The 21,427-nt window shown below is 62.8% G+C and carries 17 protein-coding genes; 7 read left to right on the top strand and 10 right to left on the bottom strand.

Annotated features, from left to right (window positions below):
- Positions 1–111 precede the first annotated feature (111 nt).
- Positions 112–987, bottom strand: coding sequence for a glutamate/aspartate ABC transporter substrate-binding protein (locus B0G75_RS11880; protein WP_374956890.1), 876 nt, complete (start codon positions 985–987; stop codon positions 112–114).
- 272 nt (positions 988–1,259) lie between these two features.
- Between B0G75_RS11880 and B0G75_RS11875 the strand changes: the two genes are divergently transcribed.
- Positions 1,260–2,747 carry an alkaline phosphatase family protein gene (locus tag B0G75_RS11875; RefSeq protein WP_106304937.1) on the top strand — a complete coding sequence of 496 codons (1,488 nt, stop codon included), beginning with the start codon at positions 1,260–1,262 and terminating at the stop codon, positions 2,745–2,747.
- Between the two features lie 34 nt (positions 2,748–2,781).
- Here the strand turns inward: B0G75_RS11875 and B0G75_RS11870 are convergent, their stop codons facing one another.
- The 3 genes from B0G75_RS11870 to B0G75_RS11860 all read right to left on the bottom strand — a co-directional run bounded on the left by B0G75_RS11870 (position 2,782) and on the right by B0G75_RS11860 (position 8,587).
- Positions 2,782–5,835, bottom strand: coding sequence for an efflux RND transporter permease subunit (locus B0G75_RS11870; RefSeq protein WP_106304933.1), 3,054 nt, complete (start codon positions 5,833–5,835; stop codon positions 2,782–2,784).
- 12 nt (positions 5,836–5,847) lie between these two features.
- The gene (locus B0G75_RS11865; RefSeq protein ID WP_106305645.1) at positions 5,848–6,999 is read right to left on the bottom strand and encodes an efflux RND transporter periplasmic adaptor subunit; all 1,152 of its coding nucleotides are present in this window, start codon (positions 6,997–6,999) and stop codon (positions 5,848–5,850) included.
- 73 nt (positions 7,000–7,072) lie between these two features.
- Complete coding sequence (locus tag B0G75_RS11860) at positions 7,073–8,587, bottom strand: efflux transporter outer membrane subunit (protein ID WP_106304930.1); 1,515 nt, start codon at positions 8,585–8,587, stop codon at positions 7,073–7,075.
- 486 nt (positions 8,588–9,073) lie between these two features.
- On the opposite strand from B0G75_RS11860, the gene B0G75_RS11855 reads away from it, so the two are divergent.
- Complete coding sequence (locus tag B0G75_RS11855; protein WP_106304927.1) at positions 9,074–9,646, top strand: OsmC family protein; 573 nt, start codon at positions 9,074–9,076, stop codon at positions 9,644–9,646.
- A 75-nt stretch (positions 9,647–9,721) separates the two neighbouring features.
- On the opposite strand, the gene B0G75_RS11850 is transcribed toward B0G75_RS11855, so the two are convergent.
- From B0G75_RS11850 to B0G75_RS11830, 5 genes are all read right to left on the bottom strand, one after another.
- Positions 9,722–10,537: a class II aldolase/adducin family protein gene (locus tag B0G75_RS11850; RefSeq protein WP_219908275.1), complete on the bottom strand. Its 816-nt coding sequence runs from the start codon at positions 10,535–10,537 to the stop codon at positions 9,722–9,724.
- 293 nt (positions 10,538–10,830) lie between these two features.
- On the bottom strand, positions 10,831–11,985 hold the full coding sequence (locus B0G75_RS11845; protein ID WP_106304924.1) for a porin: 1,155 nt from the start codon (positions 11,983–11,985) through the stop codon (positions 10,831–10,833).
- Positions 11,986–12,388: 403 nt separating this feature from the next.
- Positions 12,389–13,504, bottom strand: a complete 1,116-nt coding sequence (locus tag B0G75_RS11840) for a succinylglutamate desuccinylase/aspartoacylase family protein (RefSeq protein WP_106305640.1) — start codon at positions 13,502–13,504, stop codon at positions 12,389–12,391.
- Between the two features lie 224 nt (positions 13,505–13,728).
- The gene (locus B0G75_RS11835; RefSeq protein WP_106304922.1) at positions 13,729–14,511 is read right to left on the bottom strand and encodes an ABC transporter substrate-binding protein; all 783 of its coding nucleotides are present in this window, start codon (positions 14,509–14,511) and stop codon (positions 13,729–13,731) included.
- 382 nt (positions 14,512–14,893) lie between these two features.
- Entirely contained in the window at positions 14,894–15,145 is a 252-nt protein-coding gene (locus B0G75_RS11830) for a hypothetical protein (protein WP_106304919.1), read from the bottom strand.
- 493 nt (positions 15,146–15,638) lie between these two features.
- On the opposite strand from B0G75_RS11830, the gene B0G75_RS11825 reads away from it, so the two are divergent.
- From B0G75_RS11825 to B0G75_RS11805, 5 genes are all read left to right on the top strand, one after another.
- A complete protein-coding gene (locus tag B0G75_RS11825; RefSeq protein WP_106304916.1) occupies positions 15,639–16,787 on the top strand; it encodes an extracellular solute-binding protein in 1,149 nt (382 codons plus the stop codon).
- Positions 16,787–18,601 (top strand): sensor domain-containing diguanylate cyclase, encoded by a 1,815-nt coding sequence (locus B0G75_RS11820; RefSeq protein WP_106304912.1) that lies wholly within the window; start codon positions 16,787–16,789, stop codon positions 18,599–18,601. Before B0G75_RS11825 ends, B0G75_RS11820 begins: the two co-directional genes overlap by 1 nt.
- A 396-nt stretch (positions 18,602–18,997) precedes the next feature.
- Entirely contained in the window at positions 18,998–19,306 is a 309-nt protein-coding gene (locus tag B0G75_RS11815; RefSeq protein WP_181309230.1) for a hypothetical protein, read from the top strand.
- An 11-nt stretch (positions 19,307–19,317) separates the two neighbouring features.
- Complete coding sequence (locus tag B0G75_RS11810) at positions 19,318–19,671, top strand: hypothetical protein (RefSeq protein ID WP_106304906.1); 354 nt, start codon at positions 19,318–19,320, stop codon at positions 19,669–19,671.
- Between the two features lie 55 nt (positions 19,672–19,726).
- Positions 19,727–20,173 (top strand): lytic transglycosylase domain-containing protein, encoded by a 447-nt coding sequence (locus tag B0G75_RS11805; protein ID WP_106304903.1) that lies wholly within the window; start codon positions 19,727–19,729, stop codon positions 20,171–20,173.
- A 92-nt stretch (positions 20,174–20,265) separates the two neighbouring features.
- Here the strand turns inward: B0G75_RS11805 and B0G75_RS11800 are convergent, their stop codons facing one another.
- Positions 20,266–21,399, bottom strand: a complete 1,134-nt coding sequence (locus B0G75_RS11800; protein WP_106304900.1) for an alpha-D-ribose 1-methylphosphonate 5-triphosphate diphosphatase — start codon at positions 21,397–21,399, stop codon at positions 20,266–20,268.
- Between the last annotated feature and the right edge of the window lie 28 nt (positions 21,400–21,427).

Genomic DNA, 21,427 nt, shown 5'->3' with positions numbered 1-21,427 from the left:
ATCGCGATGCGCTGGGGGCTGCCTATCGCCGAGCCCTCGCCACAGTCAGCCGGGATATCGCCGGCGGGATCGGCTCGGCGCCGGCACCGGCACCGTGAGTGCGGCGCTGTCTCAGTCAAACGCCTTGTCGTTTGGCGCCGCGTACAACTTTTCCAGCGCCCCGCTCATGGGGAAATCGAAGTTGATGCCTTTCGGCGGCACCGGCTTCATGAACCATTTGCCGTACAGGGTTTTGATATCGCTGCCTTTCATGACCTGAACCATGACGTCGTCAACCAGCTTCTTGAACTCCGGATCATCCTTGCGGAGCATGAAGCCATACGCTTCGGACGACTGAGGCGTGCCCACAATGACCCAGTCGGCGGGCTTGGCCGTCAGCGAGCGCGCGCCCGCGAGCAGCACGTCGTCCATCATGTACGCCACCGCACGGCCGGTTTCGAGCGTGACGCGGCCCTCGCCGTAATCCTTCGCGCTGATGATCTGCATGTTCATCTTTTTCTCCTCGTTCATTTTCCTGAGGAGACGCTCCGACGTGGTTCCCTGGTTGGTCACCACGGTCTTGCCGGCCAGGTCCGCGAAATCCTTGATGCCTGAGTCTTTGCGCGTCAGAAGACGCGTCGTGGCAACGAAGAACGTGTCGGAAAACGCGACCTGATTTTGCCGGGACGTCAGATTCGTTGTCACCCCGCATTCGAGGTCGACCGTGCCGTTCTGAACCAGTGGGATGCGGTTTTGCGAAGTAACCGGTATGAAGCGGACGTGCAGATCGGGGTGGCCGGTTTTAGCCTTCACCGCATCGATGATCCTGTTGCAAATGTCCTGGGAAAATCCGATCACCTGGTTATTCGTATCAACGTACGAAAACGGCACGGACGTTTCGCGGTGACCGATCGAAATCGCATTGCCGCTCTGGATTTTTGCCAGCGTGGACTGTGTCTCCTGGGCCGAAGCGCTGGTCGAAACAACGGCAAAAGTCGCGAGGGCCATCAGCAGCCTGTGTTTCATAGCAATTACCCCATCGTGGTGAGAACCAGTCTCTGCGCACCTGCGCGGCTGGTCTGATACATATGTTGCCAGAAAAATATTATATGCAACATATGTTAACCACCAATGTGTAAAACGTTCAGCGGCTTTTTGTGGCGCAAGCCGGCAGTACGGATATCGATGGGGGGAACGCTAAATGCTACTCCGCTTGACGGAGTCGCTTAACGGCATCCATACAGCCGCACCACCTGCACATCCAACCAGGAGACAACACAATGAACAATCGGCCCACCAATCCGCCGGACTTTGCGCGCCGGAAAATTCTCGCTGCGCTGGCAAGTTCCGTCGCGTTGTCGGCATGTGGCGGAGGCGGTGGCGGTGGCGGTGGCGGGTCAGGCGGGTCGAAGAATCCCGTGATCGGTGCGATCCCGCCTGATCGCGCAAACCTTCCCCGTCCCCCATTGCCCGACCCGTCGACTTCCGGCATCGACCATATCGTGCTCGTCACGATGGAAAACCGTTCCTTCGACCATTTGCTGGGGTGGGTGCCGAACGCCGAAAGCGCACAGGCAGGGCGCACGTTCACCGATGCGTTCGGCACGGCGCGCGGGTCATTCGCGCTCACCGCCAATGCGGCCTACGGCTTCCAGGGCTGCGCATATGCCGACCCGAATCACGCATACGAGGCCGGCCGCGTCCACCTGGCAAACGGCGCGATGAACGGCTTTCTGCTGACGCCGGGCACCAGTCTCACGCCCGGCGACCTGCTGCCGATCGGCTATTTCCAGGCCGCGGACCTGGACTTCTACCGGGGGGCTGTCGCGCAGTACACCGTGTGCGACTATTACATGAGCGGCATTCTGGCCGATACCTACCCGAACCGGCTCTACCTGCATAGCGGTGAGACGGACCGTGTCAGCGACACGCTCGACACGTCGTCGCTGCCGACCATCTGGGACCGGCTGGATGCGAAGAACATCTCGTCGACGTACTACTTCCACGACGTGCCGTTCACGTCGCTCTACGGAACCCGCTATGTCGGGCGTTCCAAGCTGTTTGCCGATTTCCTCACCGACGCCGCCGCGGGTACGCTCCCGTCGTTCTGCATGGTCGATCCGAGTTTCGGCGGCGAAGCACAGGGGACCTCGAACGACGACCATCCGCATGCGGACGTGCGCAACGGCCAGGTGCTGTTGGGACGGATCTACGACGCGTTGCGCACGAGCCCGAACTGGAGCAAGACCCTCGTGATCATTGTCTATGACGAGTGGGGCGGCTTCATGGAACATGTCGCGCCGCCGGTGAGGACCGTGTCGGCCGCTGAAAGCGCGTTGGGCAACGACGGGCGGCTCGGGTTTCGCGTACCGTGCGTGCTGCTCGGACCGCGGGTGCGAGCGAACAGTGTGTCGCGTTATCCGTTCGATCCCAGTTCGATCCACCAGCTGCTTGCCTGGCGCTTCGGGCTCGATCCGCTCGGCGTGCGGGGCAGCGACCCGGCAACGGTCAACCTCGCGTATGCGTTGAATCTGGCGGACGCGCCACGCACCGATGCGCCGGCCATCGCGGTCACACAGGGTGTCTTCGGCGCGCAGTGCTCGGCGTCGGCGGCCACTGGCGCTTCGGCCGCGACCGGCATCGGACAGCTCGACAAGAGTCAGGTTACATCGGAAAGCGCCGTTCCCAATACGGCAGTCAGCCCGGTGGGCGGCCGCTTTGCGGAGCTGAGAACGCAGGCCGACGCTCTCGGTTTCCCACGTCCGTAGTAAGCAGGTGTCGAAGGCGAGGCGCTGCGTTGTCTTAACCCGCCTTCGGCACGCCGGCGTCCCGATGATGGTCGGCGGCGAGAAACATATACATGGCGGGCACCACGAACAATGTGAAGAGCGTGCCGATCGACAGCCCCGTGAAGATCACGAGGCCCATCGCATTGCGGCCCGCGGCGCCTGCGCCCGAGGCGACCACGAGCGGCAGGACGCCGAGCACCATCGCCGCCGTGGTCATCAGAATCGGGCGCAGCCGCACGCCCGCCGCTTCTTCCAGAGCTTCGCGCTTCGATCGGCCGGCGTGTTGCAGTTCGTTGGCGAACTGGACGATCAGGATGCCGTGCTTGCTGACGAGCCCCATCAGCGTGACGAGTCCGACCTGCGTGTAGATGTTCAGCGTCGTCAAACCGATGTTGATGAAGATCAGCGCGCCGAACAGCGCCATGGGTACCGAAACCAGAATCACGATCGGGTCGCGGAAACTTTCGAATTGGGCGGCAAGCGCAAGGAACACGATGATCGTCGCGAACAGCAGTGTGATGACGAAACCGCCGGACTCCTGCACGAATTGCCGCGATTGCCCCGAGTAATCCGCCGAATAACCCGCGGGCGCGGCCTGTGCGGTCGCCTTGCGCAGAAAATCGAGCACCTCGCCCTGTGACACGCCAGGCACGATCACGCCGGAGATCGTCGCGGAGTTGAGTTGCTGGAAATGGTTGATCGATTCCGGCACGACGTTGTGTTCGAGATGCGCAATCGTCGATGCCGGAATGACGCTGCCGTCCGGCGTGCGCAGATAATAATCGAGCACTTGCGAAGGATTCAGCCGGTCGGTCTGCAACACCTGCGGAATCACCTTGTAAGAGCGCCCGGCAATCGAGAAGTAGTTGACGTAGCCGCCGCCGAGCGCGGACCCGAGCGCCTGCCCGACGTCGCTTTGCGAGAGCCCGAGCGAAGCGACCTTGTCGCGGTCGACGACGAGCATGGCTTCCGGCTTGTCGAGCTTGAGATCGCTGTCGACGAAGAAAAACATCCCGCTCGCGCGGGCTTGTTGCAGAACTGCCTGCGAGACCTCGTTGAGGTTCTCGAACGGCTCGGTCGTGCTGATCACGAACTGCACCGGCAAGCCCTGCGAGCCCGGCAGCGGCGGAAACTGGAACGCCGCGACGCGCGCGCCGGCAATCTGATTCCATTTCTGCTGCAATTCCTGCTGCAACGCGCCCGCGCCTTTGCTGCGCCGATCCCATGTCTTGAACAGCACGCCGCCGATCCCCTGGTTCAGGGTCGGCGCGCCGGTGAGCTGGAACATCTGCGAATATTCGGGCAGCGCTTTGGAGATATTGAAGACCTGGTCCGCGTACGTCTGCATCTGTTGAATGGTCGCGTTCGGCGGACCCTGGATTTGCGACAACACGATTCCCTGATCTTCCTCGGGCGCGAGTTCCGATTTCGACGTCATGAACAGATAGATCGTGCCGGCGAGCAGCAGCGCGCCCATCACGATGAACACGGGCCAGGTGTCGAGCGTTGCGTGCAGCAGACGGCCATAGCCGCGATGAACGCGTTCGAACTGGCGGTCGACGAAGCGTGCGAAGCGCCCCGACTCCTGTTCCGCGCGGAAAAAGCGCGAGCACATCATCGGCGACAGCGTGAGCGCGATCACGCCGGACACCGTCACCGCGCCGGCCAGCGAGAAGGCGAACTCGGTGAAAAGGGCGCCGGTCAGGCCGCCCTGAAATCCAATCGGCGCATACACGGCGATCAGCACGACGGTCATTGCGAGGATCGGTCCGCCGAGCTCGCGCGCGGCGATCAGCGCGGCATCGAATGGTGCCTTGCCTTCCTCCTTCATGTGGCGATCCACGTTCTCCACGACGATGATTGCGTCGTCCACCACGAGCCCGATTGCAAGCACCAGCGCGAGCAGCGTCAGCAGATTGATCGAATAGCCGAGCAACTGCATGACGAAGAACGTGCCGATCAGCGACAACGGCATCGCGATCAGCGGCACGACGACCGCGCGGAAGCTGCCGAGGAACAGGAAAATCACCGCGGTGACGATCAGCAGCGCTTCGACCAGCGTCTTGATGACTTCGACGATCGCCGTGTTGACGAAATCGGTTGCGTCGTACACGATCTCGCCCGTCATGCCGGTCGGAAACTGCTTTTGCAGGCCGGGAAAGATGGCCTTCACACGCTTGGCGACATCGAGAATATTGGCGTCAGGCGCGACCTTGATGCCGATGAACACCGAGCGCTTGCCGCTGAACGCGACGTTGAAGTCGTAGCTGTCGGCGCCGAGCACGACGTTCGCGATGTCTTCGAGGCGCACGATCGCGCCGTTCTTCTGCTTGATGACGAGTTGCTTGAAGTCGTCGACGGTATGAAGGTCCGTGCCCGCGTTCAGGTCGACGCTGACCATTTGCCCTTTGGTCGTGCCGAGCGTCGCGAGATAGTTGTTGTTACCGAGCGCGGTGAACACGTCGGCCGCCGTCACGCCGTGGGCGGCGAGCCGTGTCGCATCGAGCCACGCGCGCAGCGCGAACTGCCGCCCGCCGAGAATTTCGGCGGTCTGCACGCCTTCGATCGAATCCAGCTTGGGTTTGACCACACGCAACAGGTAATCCGTGACGTTGTTGCTCGGCAGCACGTTGCTGTAAAAGCCCATGTACATCGCGTCGGTGGTCTGCCCGGTCTGTATCGTCAGCACCGGCTGCTGCGCTTGCGGCGGCAGCTGGTTGCGCACCGAGCCGATCTGCGTATTGATCTCGGTCAGCGCGCGGTTCGCGTCGTAGTTCAGGCGCAGCGTGGCGATAATGGTCGATACGCCGGTGCTGCTCGTCGACGACATGTAGTCGATGCCTTGCGCCTGGGCAATCGCCGCCTCGAGCGGCTGCGTGATGAAGCCGGCAATGGTGTCGGCGTTCGCGCCGTAATAGGCCGTGGTGATCGTCACGACGGCGTTTTCGGTCTGCGGATACTGGCTGACTTTCAGGGCGGCCAGCGAGCGCAATCCGAGCACGAGGATCAGCAGACTGACCACCGAGGCCAGCACGGGCCGCCGGATAAAGAGATCGGTGAAGGTCATCGCGCGGTCTCTCTATTGTTCCTGAGGCGTCGGGTTCGGATTGTCCGCCGGCTGCACGCTGTTATTGATGACGAGCGGCGTGCCGTTCTTCAGCTTGAGTTGCCCGCTCGTCACGACTTGCGCGCCGGCGTCGACCCCCTTGAGGATCGCGACCTGATCGCCGCGCGTCGGGCCAGGCGTGACGAACACCTGCTGCGCGACGGGCAGCGCCTTACCCTGCGCATTGGGTTGCGTGCCCGGCTTGACGATGAATACGGTCGCGCCATAGGGGTTGTACGTGATGGCGGTTTGCGGCAGCGTCAGGTAGCGCTGTCCCGCGCCCGCGTCGATCTTTACGTTCGCGTACATGCCCGGCAGCAGCTTGCGCTCCCGATTGTCCACGCTGGCTTCGATCTGCACGTTGCGCGTGGTGCTGTCCACCTTTGGGCTGACCGACTGGATCTTGCCCACGAACGTTTGGCCGCTGTAGGCGTTGGTGTCGACCACGATGGTCTGGCCGATCGCGAGCTGGCCGAGTTGCTGCTGCGGCAGGTAGAAATCGGCGTAGATCGGATCGATCGCCTGCAACGTGACGATCGCATCGCCCGGATTGATGTACTGCCCCGGATTGATCGTGGTGATGCCGAGGCGCCCCGCAAACGGCGCGCGAATCGTCTTCTTGTCGACGAGCGCGGCCTGTTGCGCGACTTGCGCCTTCTTGACCTTCAGGTCGGCGGCGTCGGCGTCGAGCTGCGCCTTGGCGATCGCCTTGATGTCGTACTGCGCCTTGTCGCGCGTGTAGACCGTCTGCGCGAGTTCGGCGGATGCCTCCAGCGACCGGAGCAGCGCCACGTCGCTGTCGGCGTTGAGTCTGATGAGAACCTGCCCGGCTTTCGCTTCCTGTCCCGAGCTGAAGGCGACTTCGCGCACGAGGCCCGCGACTTCGGTGGTGACATCCACGCCGCGCACCGCGCGCAGGCTGCCGACCGCCGCAAGCTGCGGTTGCCACTGCTGATAGCGGGCGACGACCGCCGAGACCGTGGCGGGTGGCGCTGCGTTGCCCGACATGAATTTCGCGATCATGTGCGCGCGGAACACGTTGAAGCCGACGAGCGCGGCCAGCAGCAGGCCGACGCAGATCAGCATGATCACCATCCGTTTTGTCATCGGTTTTCGTTCGGTCATCGTGATGTCCTTGCACGGCATTGGGCGAAGCGTGTTACAACGAGCGGTGCGGCGAGCGTCCTGCCGGGCTATGTCAATGCGCGCCGGCGGCTGCGGCTGCGGCCGCCGGCGCGGCGGCGTTCCACCAGCCGCCACCGAGCGCCTGGAAGAGGGCCGCGGTGTCGGCGTAGCGGGCGGCCTGCGCCTGCGCGAGGCTCACCACTGTTTGCTGGTACTGGCGTTGCGCGTCGAGAAGCGACAGGTAGCTCACACCGCCGACGCGATATTGCCCACGCGTCAGTTCCAGCGAGTCGTTCGCGGCGCGCCACGCCTGCGTCTGCGCTTGCAGGCCGGTCGCGTCGTGATCGAGCGCGCGCAGCGAATCCGCGACGTTCTGGAACGCCAGCAGCACCGTTTCGCGGTATTGCGCGTCAGCCTGCTCGTACGCCGCCTCCGCGGCGCGCTTCTGCGCGCTCAACTGCCCGCCGTGGAAGACCGGTTGCAGCAGGCCCGCGCCGAGGCTCCAGATCGTGCTGCCCGCCTTGAACACCTGTGCCGGCGTGAGCGCCTCGGCGCCGTAGCTGGCCGACAGCGTAATCTGCGGATACATCGCGGCGGTGGCCACGCCGATTTGCGCGCTGGCCTGATGCAGTACGGCGTCGGCGGCCAGAATGTCGGGCCGCTGTTGAACCAGCGCGGATGGCAGGCTGACAGGCAGCGTCTCGGGTAACGAAAACATCTCGAGCCTGAATTCGGGCAAGGCGTTATCGCTGGGCAGTTTGCCGGCCAGCACGGCGAGCTGGTGGCGCACCTGGTCGAGTTGCTGTTGCAGTGGCGGCAGCGTTGCGCGGGTCTGCGCCAACAGGGTCTGCTGCGCGAGCACCGCCGACCGGCCCACGCCTCCGAGTTCGAACTGCTTGCCAAGCACGGTGAATTGTTCGTCTTCTTGTGCGGCGATCTGTTCTGTCGCCTCGATCTGCGCGCGCAACGACGCTTCCTTGACGGCGGCGGTCACGATGTTCGCTGACATCGCGAGATAGGCGGCCTGCAACTGGAAGCGCTGGTAATCGACTTGCGCGTGCAACGCTTCGAGTTCGCGCCGTGTGCCGCCGAACACGTCGAGTTTGTACGACACGTTCACCGACGCGTTGTAGAGATTGAATTCCTCGACGAGTCCCGGCTCGCCGAACGTTATGCCGTTAAATTTCTGGCGCGTGGCGCCGAGTTGCGCATCGACGCTGGGCAGAAGGGTGCCGCCGGCTTGCGCCGAGAAGTTTTCGCGCGCCTGCCGCAATGCCGCTTGCGCCGCGGCGATGTTCGGACTGTTGACGAGCGCCTGACGGATCAGCGTATCGAGCGGTTCGCAATGAAAGAGCGCCCACCAGGCGGCGGGAATGTCCTGTCCCGGCACGAAGCGTTGCGGCAAGCCGGCGGCCCCTGGCGAAGAGGCGGTTTGCTCGGGCAGTGGCGAGGCGGTGTAGGTGTCGGTAGCCGGCGCGGGGGGAGTGCGGTAGTCAGGACCGACCATGCAGCCGGCCACCGCGGCGCAGCCGCATAGCACGACGCACAGGCGCCGCTGCCGGACAATACGCTGGCTAACGTCGATCATCGATCCACCTTATATCGCCCGCGTTTTGACTAAACGAGCGAGCGGACGCGGATATTCGGGCAACGTGAACTTTCGGTGTTTCCTTTCCCGCCTGACGTCGGAATTTACCATCTGGAACGCTTGCTACGCGTAGCCTAGCATGGTCGATTGTTGCGCTCGCACACGAGATCACGTAGGCAGCGCGCTCAACGATCTTTCAAACGGTCACCGTCGGCGTGTCCCGTGCCTTGCCGCACGCAACGTTCATTCACTCGCGTCGAACCTGATCAGGCGTTTCGGTCATATCTTACGGCGACCTGATCATAGAACGCCGCGTCTCCCAATCGTACATTTGAGCCACCCGAATGCCAGGTCAGCCGCCTGGTTCCGGGCCGGTAGCGACCGTGACATCAGGCAGACCAGACATGCGCATCCAGACCGCGCTCGCCACTCTGCAATGAGATTTTCCGAAGCTGAACAATCCACGTTTTGTCGAGGAGTTGGAACATGAATGCCAATGCACAGACCAAAGAATCCAATATCGTCAACGGCCTCAACGTCGACGATCTGTTCTCCCTGATCGAGGGCGTCAAGGGCGATGCATCGAAAGCCACCACCAGTTGGCGCGTGGCGACGACGTGGCAAGGCCAGGCCCATAGCCGCTCCGAGATCAAGGGATTCGCGATCGGAGGGCAGGACGTGTCGCGCAGATTCGCGATCGATATCGACGAGCCCCGCGAACTCGGCGGCTCGAACCAGTTCGCCAATCCTCAGGAGCATCTGATCGCGGCGCTGAACGCCTGCATGACGGTGGGTTACGTCGCGCAGTGCGCCGTGCGCGGAATCACGCTCGAGTCTCTCGAGATTGAAACGGAAGGCGACATCGACCTGAGAGGATTTCTTGGGCTCGATCCGAACGTGGCCAACGGCTACGAGAGCCTGCTTTACACCGTTCGTATCAAGGGCAGCGGCACCAGGGAACAGTTCGCGGAAATCCACAGCGCTGTGATGGCCACTTCTCCCAATTTCTACAATCTGGCGAATGCCGTTCCTTTGAAATCGACTCTTCTGGTGGGGTGAGCTTCGCGATGCAGCACGCCTCTCGGCGTCGTCTCCATGCGCGTTGAGCGCAAGGCTACGACAAGGAAAATCAGGCTAGCCGCGGTAATCGGATTTCGGGTCGTCGATCAAACGGAGCGCGGCTTGCCACGCCAGCTCCGCGATTTCCGCCGAATCCTCGCGATCGAACTGACTCGCGGTCAGTTCGCAGACTTCACGCGGCGGAATGCGCAACGCACTGCCGCCGGCGAGCGCCTGAATCTGCGCCTGGCACGCACGTTCGAGGAAGTAGATCTCATGGAATGCTTCGGCGGCCGTGGCGCCCGCTGCGAGCAATCCATGATTGCGCAGGATCATCGCCTTGCAGGTGCCGAGATCGCGAACCAGGCGTTCGCGCTCGCCGAGTTCCAGCGCGATGCCTTCGTAATCGTGATAGCCGAGCTTGCCGTAGAACTTCAACGCATGCTGACTGATCGGCAGCAGGCCTTGTTCCTGGGCGGATACAGCGGTTCCGGCGGCCGTGTGCGTGTGAATCACGAAATGCAGATCGTCCCGCGCGGCATGAATGGCCGAGTGGATCGTGAATCCCGCGGCGTTCACGCGAAACAATGCGGGCTCGGTGCGCGCGCGCTCGTCGACGACCTTGCCCTGATGATCGATCTTCACCAGATCCGAAGCGCGCATCTCGTGGAACAGGACGCCATAGCGATTGATCAGGAACGCGGCCGGCTCACCCGGCGCGCTCGGCAGACGCGCGGTGATGTGCGTGTCGATCATGTCCGTCATGCGGAAATGCGCGACGAGCCGGTAAAGTGCGGCCAGTTCTTCGCGCACGTGCTGCTCGCTAGTGGACCGTGCGCTGCGTGCGGCACGCGCTTCCAGCGCAGAGTCGGATGTATGCGTCGTTTGCATTTGAAAGGGCTCCGGGGTTCGCACGCTGTCGTGTGCGTGGTTTTCGCGGGCGGCGAGGCGGGCAAGCGTCGCCGCGTCGGTAAACAATACGCCGTTATCGTCGGCGAGGACCAGTCCGTCTAGCCCCTTACCTGTTCGCACATGGCCAGGTCCCTGATCAAAAGCCAGCAACAACGGGGCGAATGATCCGGATGTAAAAGCACTCGCCCAAAAAGAAAAAACGCCCCGCAGGGCGTTTTTCCAGAACCTCGATCCAGCAGGGAACTCGCATTCCCCACTGCGCGAGACTCGCTTTAGAACTTGTGACGGATACCGACGCGGAACGCCAGCTGGTTGTCCGAACCCGTGCCCGACGTGTTGAAGTAGCTCGTGCTCGAACCGATCTGCGCTTGCACGTCGCCCGTCGCCGCGTTGTGGCCCGAAGCGATCTGGTAGATACCCAGTGCATACACGTCCGTACGCTTGCTGAGCGCGTAATCGACGCTCAGGTCCGCCTGGTTCCAGTGACCGCGATTCGCGTTGCTCAGGTGCATGTACGTGTAGCCCGCGCCTGCCGTCAGTGCCGGCGTGAACGCGTACTTCGCGCCCGCTTCATAGGCGGCGAACGTCGTCGTGCCGCCCGTGATCGGCTCGAAACGCGTGTTGGTGTACAACGCCCACAGCGTGGCTGCCGCGATCGTGTAACGGCCGCCGACACCGAACGTGCGCAGATCGCGCACGGTGCCCGTCGTCACGTTGGCCATCGCCGTCGAGAACGCCGGGGTCGATTGTGCCGGGAAGCGGATGTCCGTGTAAGCCGCGCCGACGCCGAACGGGCCGTTTGCGTAGTTCACGCCGAAGCTATAAGCGCGCGACGAACCCGCGGTCGTGCCGACCGTCGGCGAGCCGGCGAATGCGCCAGCCTGGTTCGAGAAGCCGTACATCGCGCCGAAGGTCAGGCCCGCGAAATTCGCGCTGCTGAACTTGACTGCGTTGTTGATACGGCTCGACGTCAACTGGTCGACGTCGTTGATGTGGTAAGCGTAGTTACCCGCGACGGTCTGGCCACCGGTCGAGTAGTTGCCGCCCAGGTAGTCCGTCGAAAACGAGTACTGGCGACCGAACGTCAGCGAGCCGATGCCGTCCTTCGACAGACCGACATAAGCCTGACGGCCGAACAGTGCGCCGCCTTGGCCGAGCGTGCCGTTGCCGCTGTTAAAGCCGTTTTCCAGAACGAACAGCGCCTTCAGGCCGCCACCCAGATCTTCCGTGCCGCGCAGGCCCCAACGGCTGCCTTGGGCTACGCCGTCGTCGTACTTGAAGAGATTGTCGTGACCCGTTGCGGTCTTTGAGTTGTTCACGTAGCTGATACCGGCATCGATCACGCCATACAGCGTGACGCTGCTTTGCGCGTGGGCGGCGGTGGCGAAGACGGCGAGAGTAGCGGCGGCAAATACTTTCTTGTTCAAGACTTTCTCCGATTAAAAATTAAGCGATCGCCACGCCGAACTCTTTGGCAAGGTCGTGCGATGGCCCGCAATTTAAGGGAACGCAGAGTAAGGTATGTGACAGCATGGTTATTTTTGAAATCTGTCGCGGCCACGCGACACTTACATGGCGCGGCTGGCGCAAATCGCGCAGGGCATACGCGTATAAGCTTTTTCCGTAGCGTGGATATGAGTGGGTGGATAACGGGTGTTTGTCGGGCGCCGCGGCGGAGCCCGATGTGAATCCCGATGCGCTCGCAGGGCATCGCCGTGGGTGAAGACGCGGGTAGCGGCGCATAAAAGCAGATCGCCCGCTGCGATAGCGGGCGATTTGTGTTTCGGTTCAAGCCTTTACGGGCGCACCGAGCAAACGCTTGAGTTGCCTTTAGTTGCTCAACAGCGACCCGCTGCGGAACGCCTTCGCGCCGGCGATGCGCGCGAACTCCAGCCCGGCCGTCGCAAAGCGCGTCAGATGCCGTGCGTACAGCACGCCGGCCACGCTGCTTTTCAGCGTGACGACTTGCTCCGTCAACGGGTCGACGATATCCGCGATCTCATGACCGACGTCGACCCAGGTGCCCACTTCGCAGCGATACACCAGCACGCCGCTCATCGGCGCGACGATCGGCTCGGCGCCGGCGAGCGGCGTGGCGGCGAATTCGAGCGGCGGCAGCGGCGCGGCCTTGCCGTCGATCACGCCACGCGAGGTCAGATATTCGATGATCGCCTGGGCATCGTGCTCGGCGTACTCGTACGACACTTCGCGCTGACCGCGCAGTTCGATCGTGACCGAGATCGAGCCGTTCGGAATCGGGAAACGGTCGCCGTAGCGGCCACGCAGATCCGACCAGCAGAAGCTGTGGATTTCGTCGAACGGGTTGCCCACCGAATTGAGCGCGAGCAGCGACGCCTTGGCGTCCAGATAGCAGGCGAGCGGCTCGACTTCCGGCCACAGGTCGGGGTTCGTGTAGAGGTGCATCGCGGCTTCCCAGTCGCAGTGCAGATCGAGCACGACGTCGGCGTCGTACGAGAGTTTTTGCAGTGCGAGGCGCTGCGATTCGAGCTCGGTTGCCGGCTGCTGCGCGTCCAGCGCCTCGCGCATGGCGGTGCGAATGGCGGTGCGGTTGGCGTCGAGGTCGTCGCTCAGACGCGACTCGATCACCGGCTGCACCAGCGCCGACAGATCATGGAAATTGCGGTTGAAGTTCTGCGCGGTGTTGGTTTCGAAGCGTCCGGTCAGATGGCCGAGAAAGTGCTGATTCAGGCCGATCGGATTGGCTACCGGCACGATCACGACTTCGCCGCGAATCTTGCCGGCCGCTTCCAGCGCGGCCAGCTTGCGGCGCAGCGCCCACGACACCAGCATGCCGGGCAACTCGTCGGCATGCAGCGACGACTGGATATAGATCTTCTGCCCGCCGCCAGGACCGTAGTGGAAACTCGTGAGGTTGCGGGCGGTGCCGAGCGTCGGGGCAATCAGCGGATGGGTTTGGGTTTGCATGGTTTTCAAATCCGCGGCCGGGTGGGGCGCGCCGCGCTATCTCGTTGATAACAGTGGGGAAACTTGCTTGACGGCCTGTCAATCGCGGGCCGGCGGGCGGCGCCTCGCGGGCGCCTCGATCGCACGATCTTAGCCGATATGACGCAGTGTGTGGTTTTATGCGGCGCTGCAAATGAAACGGGCAGGGCGCGTTGTCAGACGCGCATGGCTGGCTGAGTTGCCAATTAGCCGCCGTACACGTCGAAGTCGAAGTACTTCTTCTCGAGCTTCTTGTACGTGCCGTCCTTGATGATGTCGGCGATCGCCTTGTCGACCTTCGCCTTCAGATCCGTGTCTTCCTTGCGCATGCCGATGCCTGCGCCGTTGCCGAGGATCTTCGGATCGTCGAGGTTCTTGCCGACGAAGTCGAAGCCGGCGCCGCGCGGCGTCTTCAGGAAGCCGATTTCAGCTTGCACCGCGTCTTGCAGCGCTGCGTCCAGACGGCCCGACAGCAAGTCGGCATAGACCTGATCCTGGTTCTGATACGGCACGACCTTCGCGCCCTTCGGTTCCCAGTACGTCTTTGCGTAGGTTTCCTGGATCGTGCCTTGTTCCACGCCAACCGTCTTGCCCTTGAGCGAGTCGGCCGTCGGCAGAATGCCCGAACCCTTCTTCGCCACGAGGCGCGTCGGCGTGTTGAACAGCTTGTTCGAGAAGGCGATCTGCTCGGCGCGTTGCGGCGTCATGGACATCGACGACAGCACGCCGTCGAACTTCTTCGCCTTCAGGGCCGGGATCATGCCGTCGAAGTCGTTTTCCACCCACACGCACTTGGCCTTCATGCGCGCGCAGATTTCATTGCCGAGGTCGATGTCGAAGCCAACGAGCTTGCCGTCGGAGCCCTTCGACTCAAACGGGGGATAGCTGGCGTCAACGCCGAAACGGACGGTCGACCAATCTTTAGCGTGTGCGCCAATCGAGACGGTAGCAAGCAGAGCAACCGTCAAAGCCGCTAGCAGTTTTTTCACTGTTTAACTCCTCGGTGTAGTTCAAATTCGCCCGCATGCGATTGTGCCGCTGCGGGTCACCCGGCGCGACTCACGACCGGGCTTGGGTTGAAGCTGCCAGCCGGGGCGGCCAGCAGCGCGCGCCAAGCTTATCAGTTCAAAAAGATTGGGTAGCTAGTGAAACACCGGATGGCGCGTGAGGATAGCTTCTAATGCCTGAATGTGGTGGGGATGCAAAAGCGGATGCGCTGGGTATTTCCTGGTTAGGCTGCCTGCCTCGCATTTGCCATCGCATTTGTAATCGCATGGTAATGAAGTTGGCTATTGCGTCTGCATCGCCGCGCTTGCCCGCATCGCGCGCGATTCAAGCCGCCCGAGTGCGGGCGGACTAAAGGCCGGCCATTTACTCCGTTGACTCTTTGCCTGGCGATTCCGCGCGCCCGCCGCCGACCTGGCCGCACCATAGCTCGCCTTTGTCCATCATCAGCGCGTCTTGCGCGGACATGCCCGCGCAAGTGCCGCGCATGTCGGGCGTCTCGCGCTCAACGCGCGCGAGCGCGGCGCGGTTCATTTCGCCCTGCAGCCAACTGCCGAAACACGCAATCGATCCGGCCGCGACGGCCACCCACATCCACTCTGTTTTGCTCAAGTGCATCGTCTGTTTCTTGTCCGGCTCTTCGTTTGCCCGGAAGACAGGCCGCGCGGCATCCGGCGACGCTGCCTTCGACCGCCGGCGGCGGCCTGGGCAAGAGATCGTTTATCGGCATCGGCGCAGGTCTTCTTTAGAAGCGGCGTCGCCCGCTTCCGCATGACTCACTCAGGGCGGATTGTCGCGTGGCATTACAGCACGCGGTTCTCGTATTCGCGCGTTTCGATCGATCAATGGCGAGTTAAAGTTTGCGCATAACGTGCCGTTAAATGCAGATGAGCGGGTTTGCTGCATCGCGTCCGACTGGTAACTTTTTCGACTCTGGCTAAGCCAAAAACCAAAAATGGTTTTCTTAGCGCTATCATCGATGCTCCTCGCGCTCAGCCACATGCAGTATCGGGCGCATCTGTCTGAAGAAAAAGTCACCGGGCAACCTGTCCGCGGATCGAGTCCGCGTGTTTGCGCTCGTCAGAAAGGCCTTCTGCTAAACGGTGTTGGTATGCACATGATGTTGACGGCAGATGCAAAGCGCTTTTGTAAACGATTCTTCCATTCGCGAATCGCTGCCGCCGTGGCGCGCCCACGTTTGTCGTCTTGCGGCGTTTGTCCGGGATTTTTAACATTTCTGATCGGTACGGTTATCTGCCTGGGCCTTTTCTCGGCGTCGCCGGTTAAAGCCGACGAAAAGATTCTGCGCGTGCTCGCGTGGCCCGGCTACGCGGACGCCGACGTCGTCAAGAATTTCGAGGCGCGCTACAAAGCCAAAGTGGAGGTGACGCTAGTCGATTCCGACGAGGCGCTGTGGGCCCAGATGCACGCCAAAAACACGCCGCCTTTCGACGTGCTCGCCGCCAATACCGCGGAAATCCAACGCTACACGCAGGCAAATCTGCTGGCGCCGCTCGATCTCGTCAGCGTGCCGAATACCAGACGACAATTGCCGCGCTTTCAGGCGCTCGCCTCGATCGGCGGCCTCACGTCCGGCGGCAAGGCCTACGCCATTCCGTTCACGTATTCGTCGATGGGCCTGATCTACGACCGTAAGCAGGTCGCCGCGGCGCCGCGCTCCATGCGCGAATTGTGGAATCCGCGCTACCGCGGCAAGGTGCTCGACTTCAACAGCGCGCAGCACAATTTCTCGTTCACGGCGCTGGCACTCGGCTATCCGCATCCATTTCAACTGGATGCCGCGCAAATGCGCGCGATTGCTCACAAGCTCGTCGATCTGCGCCGCAATCTATTGACCTATTACACGTTGCCCGAGGAGGCGACCGCGTTTTTCATCCAGCATAAGGTCGCGCTGATGTTCGGCAATTACGGCACCCAGCAGGTCGAATTGCTGCGCCGCGCGGGCGCCGATGTCGGCTATGTGATTCCCGACGAAGGTGCGCTCGCGTGGCTGGATTGCTGGTCGATGACGCGCGCGGCGGCCGATCGGCCGCTGGCGCTCGCGTGGATCAACTACATGCTCGAACCGGACGTCAGCGCGTTGCTGACACAACGCCAGGGACTCGCCAATACGTTGACGGCGCCCGCGGAAAACCGCGATAACGCGCGCATCGTGTGGATCGGCCCAGTGGAAGATATTCAGCGGCGCGAGGACCTGTGGGCCAGAATCGTGTCCGGGGACCGGTCGGAGCGCTTTTGATGATACGGCCAGGGCTGACCTTCAAACTATCCGTGCTGCTTGCGTGCATCGGCGTGCTTGCGTCCGGCGCGACCGGCTATTACGCGTATCGCGCCAACCGCACGATGCTCGTGAACGAAGCCGAGCGCAGCCTGCTCATGTCGACGGAATTGCTCGGCCAGCGCTTTTCCACCTCGATCGACGATGTCGCCGCCGACGCGCTCGTGCTCGCGAGCATGCCGTCCACGGCGGAGCTCGCGCAAACCGACGACGGTGCTGGCCCAAACGCGGCGCGCGAACGGCTGGCGCAGGTGTATTCCAGTTTCATGGTGCATCACCCGGAGTACCTGCAAGTCCGGCTGATTTCGCGCCAGCACTATGGGCTCGAACTGGTTCGCTTCGACCGCGACGCCGACGGCCTCGTGCGCGTGGAAGGGGACAAGCTGCAGGAGAAAGGCCAGTTCGCCTACGTGTTCGACACGCTGGCGTTTTCGCCGGGCCGCATCTACACCTCGCCGATCGCGGTCAACCATGAATACGGCTCGCATGCCGCGCAGGGCAAGCCGACCTTGCGGCTCGGCACGCCGGTGTCGAACGGCAATGGCACGGTGGTGGGCGTAATCGTGATCGACATCGATCTGGCGGGTTTGTTCAAGCGCGTGCAAAGCGATTTGCCGAGCGACTATCAGGTCTATCTGGCCAACGAGTGGGGCGATTTCCTCGTCAATCCGGATGCCTCGAAAACATTCGGCTTCGATCACGGCCGGCGCGTGCTGATGCAGGACAGTTTCTCCGTCACCAAGCCGCTTTTCGAACAGACGCAAAGCGAGGTGCTGGTCAACGGCCTGGCGCGGCCGCACCAGGCCGCCGGCCAGGTGCTCGCTTTCGTGCGCAGGCCGTTCGGCGATCTGGAGGGCAACCGCTTCATCGTGCTCGGTCTCGCCAAACCGCTCGACGACGTCTTGTCCGGCGCGAATCTGCTGGGCAACCGCATCGTGCGCATGGTGCTGATCTTTAGCGTGCTGGCGCTGTTCCTCGCGGTTCTGTTCGCACGCGCGCTGACCAAGCCGCTGCATATTCTCGCGTATGCGGCGACGCATCTGTTCGCCGAGCACGCCATGGAAACGCTGCCGCTCAAACGCACCGACGAGATCGGTGTGCTGGCGCGCTGCTTCGACCGGCTGCGTCGCGAAATCAAAGCGCAGATGGACGCGCTGCACACCAAGCAACGCGAGCTTGTGCATCTCGCCACGCACGACGTGCTGACCGGACTGCCGAACCGCGTACTGTTCATGGAGAAGCTCGAAAACGCGATCGACGAAGCGACGCGGCGCGAGGAAGGGCTGGCCGTGCTGTTCGTCGACCTGGATCGCTTCAAGCAGATCAACGATCAGTTCGGCCATGCCGTCGGCGACAAGGTGCTGGTCGCGGTGGCGCGCCGCCTGAAACAGGTGCTCTGTTCCGCGGACGTGGTGGCGCGTCTGGGCGGCGATGAATTCATCGTGTTGATCGAGGGGCCGCGTTCGGCGGAGGCAGCGCCCGCCATCGCCTCGCGCATCATGGTGGCATTGAACGAGGAACTCCAGGTGGACGGGCAAGGCATGACGGTGGGCGCGAGCATCGGCATCAGCCAGTTCCCGGACGACAGCGGCACGGCCGAGGAACTGCTGCTCAACGCGGATGCCGCGATGTACGCGGCCAAGTCCGGCGGACGCTGCGCCTATATGCGTTACCACGATGTGCTCGAGATGCGCCGCCGTGAGCAGTTCGAGCAGGCGCATGCAGCGGCGGGCGTCGGCGCGACAGAAGGGCACGAGGCCGAGCCGACGGCGTGACCCGGCCGCGCGACGCGCGCACGGCTGTCCTGGACTGGGGGCGATTCCGACGTATATCGCGGTGGCCCGCGGCATCGCTTGTCGAAGGCAACGGACTTTGCTCGCAGCTTTCCGTGTTCTTTCTAACTGCTTTCCATCTGCGCCGCCCGCTTCTATCTTCCCGCCAAAACCGCGAGGCAAGTTTGCCTCCATCCCCGTTTCGCCGAGCGTCGAAGCAATCGTTTGCGCCGATCTTGAGGCAAGTCTATTTGATTTTCAGCGAAGCGTTTCCGCCATATCAACTTTGCCGCGAGCCTGCCGAAAACTCCGATATAGCAACGGATTTGACGGGAGACTTCGGTGAAGCGACAGATAGGGTTATTGGCTGCCGTTTTCGCGTTTGCCGGATGCGCGCAGATGCCGCCGCCGACTGCGGCCCATCCGGCCAAGGCGCCGAACGAGGTGATCAGCTTCGACATTCCGCCTGATGCGCTCGGTGCGCGCGATCCGCAACTCGCCGCCGTGCTCGCCAAGGCGGGCGCGTTGGCGGCGGCGCAGCCGCAGTCCACGGTCGTGCTCGTGACCGCGCTGGGGCAGGACTTCGCGTATCTGAATCAGGCGGTGTGGAAGGGCGTGCCTGCACAGCGCGCCGCGCGCGTGAACTTCGAGAACCGCACCGCCGGGTTGGGTCAGCCGTATAGCGTGTCCATCCGGACGGTTCAGTGAAGGAGGGCACCGTGACGGTTCGCATCGTTTTGCTGACGCTGGCCACGTTTGTGAGCGCGCCGGCCCTCGCCGGTCAGCCGGGCGCGGACTTGCAATCCGCCGGCGCAATTCCGGCCGCATTTCCCGCCGCGGCGGACAAGGTGTATCCGCCGTTGCCGTCGCTCGCGATGCTCCCGCCACAAGGCGCGGGCGACGACGACTTGCCCCTCAAGCCGGCTACGCATCGCAAGAAGCAACATGTGGCGGCGCAGGTGCAAGAGCGCAGAAGTCCGCCGGCGCCGGTCGTGCGCATCGTCGTATCCGACGCCTCGCATGCCTATCTCGACTCCGTGCAGCGCCAGATCGAACAGGCGTTGGCGAAGTAATCCGGCGGCGCTGCGGCGCTCGCCTCTTTATCGCTAACAAGCGGAAGGATGCAGCATGTCCTTGAAGATCTTCCTGACCGCGCTCGCCTGCCTGTCGGTGTGCGGCGTCGCGCAAGCGGCCGACGACTGCTTCAACGAAGCCGCGGCTTATCAAGGCGTCAACCCGTGGGTGCTGCGAGCGCTGGCGTGGTACGAATCGAAGGGCGACGCGAGCGCGATACGGCAAAACGTCAACGGTTCGATCGACGTGGGCCAGTTGCAGATCAACTCGATTCACTTCGACGATCTCGCGCGCGAAGGCGTGCCGCATCGCGCGCTGATCGATCCATGCGTGAACGTGTACGTGGCGGCCTGGCTGCTGAAGCAGAAGATGGTCAAGCACGGCAATACGTGGCGCGCGATCGGCGCTTACCACTCGGAAACGCCGAAACAGCGCGATGCCTACGCGCGTGGAATTCAGAAGGTGCTGGTGGCGTGGGGGCAGTTGCCGTCCACGCCCTGAGGCTGTTCGCGAGGCGGAGGTACACGCCGGGCACACGCCCCGTGAACAGAGAAAGACCCTTGAAAGAAGGTCTTTTCTGCACCTTTCAAACTTCAAACGATCCGTGCCCCGCTGCGATACGTCGCGCGCGGCACCGGCAACTTGTCGAGCATCGTCACGCGCACGAAGTCCGCGCGCAACCCGCTTTCGATCGCGCCGCGATCATGCAAACCGGCGGTGCGCGCCGGTTCGGCGGAGACCGTCGACATTGCGCGCGGCAAGGTCCAGCCGGCTTTGTCGACCAGTTCGAACACGGCGGTCATCAGGCTCGACGGCACATAATCCGACGACAGGATATCGAGCAAGCCGGCCTTCGCCAGTTCGAGGGCCGACACGTTGCCGGAATGCGAGCCGCCGCGCACGATGTTCGGCGCGCCCATGATGGTCGAAATGCCGTGCTCGCGCGCGGCCTCCGCGGCGATGCGGGTGGTCGGGAATTCGGCAAGCACGATGCCTTCCTGCTTGGCCTGTTCGACGTGTTCGATCAGCGTGTCGTCGTGGCTCGCCACCGGAATGCCGAGCCGGTTGCAACGCGCGACGATCTCGCGGCGGTGCGCATCGGCGTAACGCGCCTGTTCCACCGACAGTTCGGCCAGCGCGGTCTCGACATGCTCGTCGCTCAGCTTGCCGTTGCGTTCCTGGAAGCGGCGCCATTGCTCGCGGTCGTGCCACTGGCGCTGACCCGGCGTGTGGTCCATCACCGAGGCGAGCCGCAGCAGCGGATGGTCGCACAATGAATCGAACACTTCGACCACGTCGGCGGTGGCGATTTCGCAGCGCAGATGCAGGAAGTGTTCGGCGCGCAGCAGCTTGCGCTCGGAAAACCGTGTGAGCGATGCGGCACATTGCGTCTGCAGATCGCGGCCCCGCAACCCCACGTTCGTACGCGAGCCGATTGCGAGCGCATCGAACACGGTGGTGATGCCGGCTGCGGCCACTTGCGCATCGTGGATCACGAAGGCGGCGTCGGTATTCCATTGCACGCCCGGACGCGGCGCGAGATGCTTCTCCAGATTGTCCGTATGCAGTTCGATCAGGCCGGGCAACAGATAGTCGCCGTCCCAATCTTCGGCTTCGCGCGCGCTGGTCGTGCCGCGCTCGACGTCGCGAATCACACCGTCTTCGACGCGTAGCACGCCGGTGAATACTTCGTCTCGCGTCACGATGCGAGCGTTCCTGATCAACATCGACTTGCTCCGTAGTCAGTCAGACCTG

Origin of the sequence: Paraburkholderia sp. BL18I3N2 (genome assembly GCF_003001875.1) — a bacterium.
In the GTDB taxonomy this organism is placed as follows: domain Bacteria; phylum Pseudomonadota; class Gammaproteobacteria; order Burkholderiales; family Burkholderiaceae; genus Paraburkholderia; species Paraburkholderia phytofirmans.
The sequence above is the reverse complement of the archived record's forward strand: the minus strand, read 5'-3'. Positions and strand labels throughout refer to the sequence as shown.

Bases quoted from the DNA above. Each gene is read 5' to 3' on its own strand.
- B0G75_RS11880 (WP_374956890.1), bottom strand. From the start codon at position 987: ATGGCCCTCGCGACTTTTGCCGTTGTTTCGACCAGCGCTTCGGCCCAG.
- B0G75_RS11875 (WP_106304937.1), top strand. From the start codon at position 1,260: ATGAACAATCGGCCCACCAATCCGCCGGACTTTGCGCGCCGGAAAATT.
- B0G75_RS11870 (WP_106304933.1), bottom strand. From the start codon at position 5,835: ATGACCTTCACCGATCTCTTTATCCGGCGGCCCGTGCTGGCCTCGGTG.
- B0G75_RS11865 (WP_106305645.1), bottom strand. From the start codon at position 6,999: ATGACCGAACGAAAACCGATGACAAAACGGATGGTGATCATGCTGATC.
- B0G75_RS11860 (WP_106304930.1), bottom strand. From the start codon at position 8,587: ATGATCGACGTTAGCCAGCGTATTGTCCGGCAGCGGCGCCTGTGCGTC.
- B0G75_RS11855 (WP_106304927.1), top strand. From the start codon at position 9,074: ATGAATGCCAATGCACAGACCAAAGAATCCAATATCGTCAACGGCCTC.
- B0G75_RS11850 (WP_219908275.1), bottom strand. From the start codon at position 10,537: ATGCAAACGACGCATACATCCGACTCTGCGCTGGAAGCGCGTGCCGCA.
- B0G75_RS11840 (WP_106305640.1), bottom strand. From the start codon at position 13,504: ATGCAAACCCAAACCCATCCGCTGATTGCCCCGACGCTCGGCACCGCC.
- B0G75_RS11830 (WP_106304919.1), bottom strand. From the start codon at position 15,145: ATGCACTTGAGCAAAACAGAGTGGATGTGGGTGGCCGTCGCGGCCGGA.
- B0G75_RS11825 (WP_106304916.1), top strand. From the start codon at position 15,639: ATGCACATGATGTTGACGGCAGATGCAAAGCGCTTTTGTAAACGATTC.
- B0G75_RS11820 (WP_106304912.1), top strand. From the start codon at position 16,787: ATGATACGGCCAGGGCTGACCTTCAAACTATCCGTGCTGCTTGCGTGC.
- B0G75_RS11815 (WP_181309230.1), top strand. From the start codon at position 18,998: ATGCCGCCGCCGACTGCGGCCCATCCGGCCAAGGCGCCGAACGAGGTG.
- B0G75_RS11805 (WP_106304903.1), top strand. From the start codon at position 19,727: ATGTCCTTGAAGATCTTCCTGACCGCGCTCGCCTGCCTGTCGGTGTGC.
- B0G75_RS11800 (WP_106304900.1), bottom strand. From the start codon at position 21,399: ATGTTGATCAGGAACGCTCGCATCGTGACGCGAGACGAAGTATTCACC.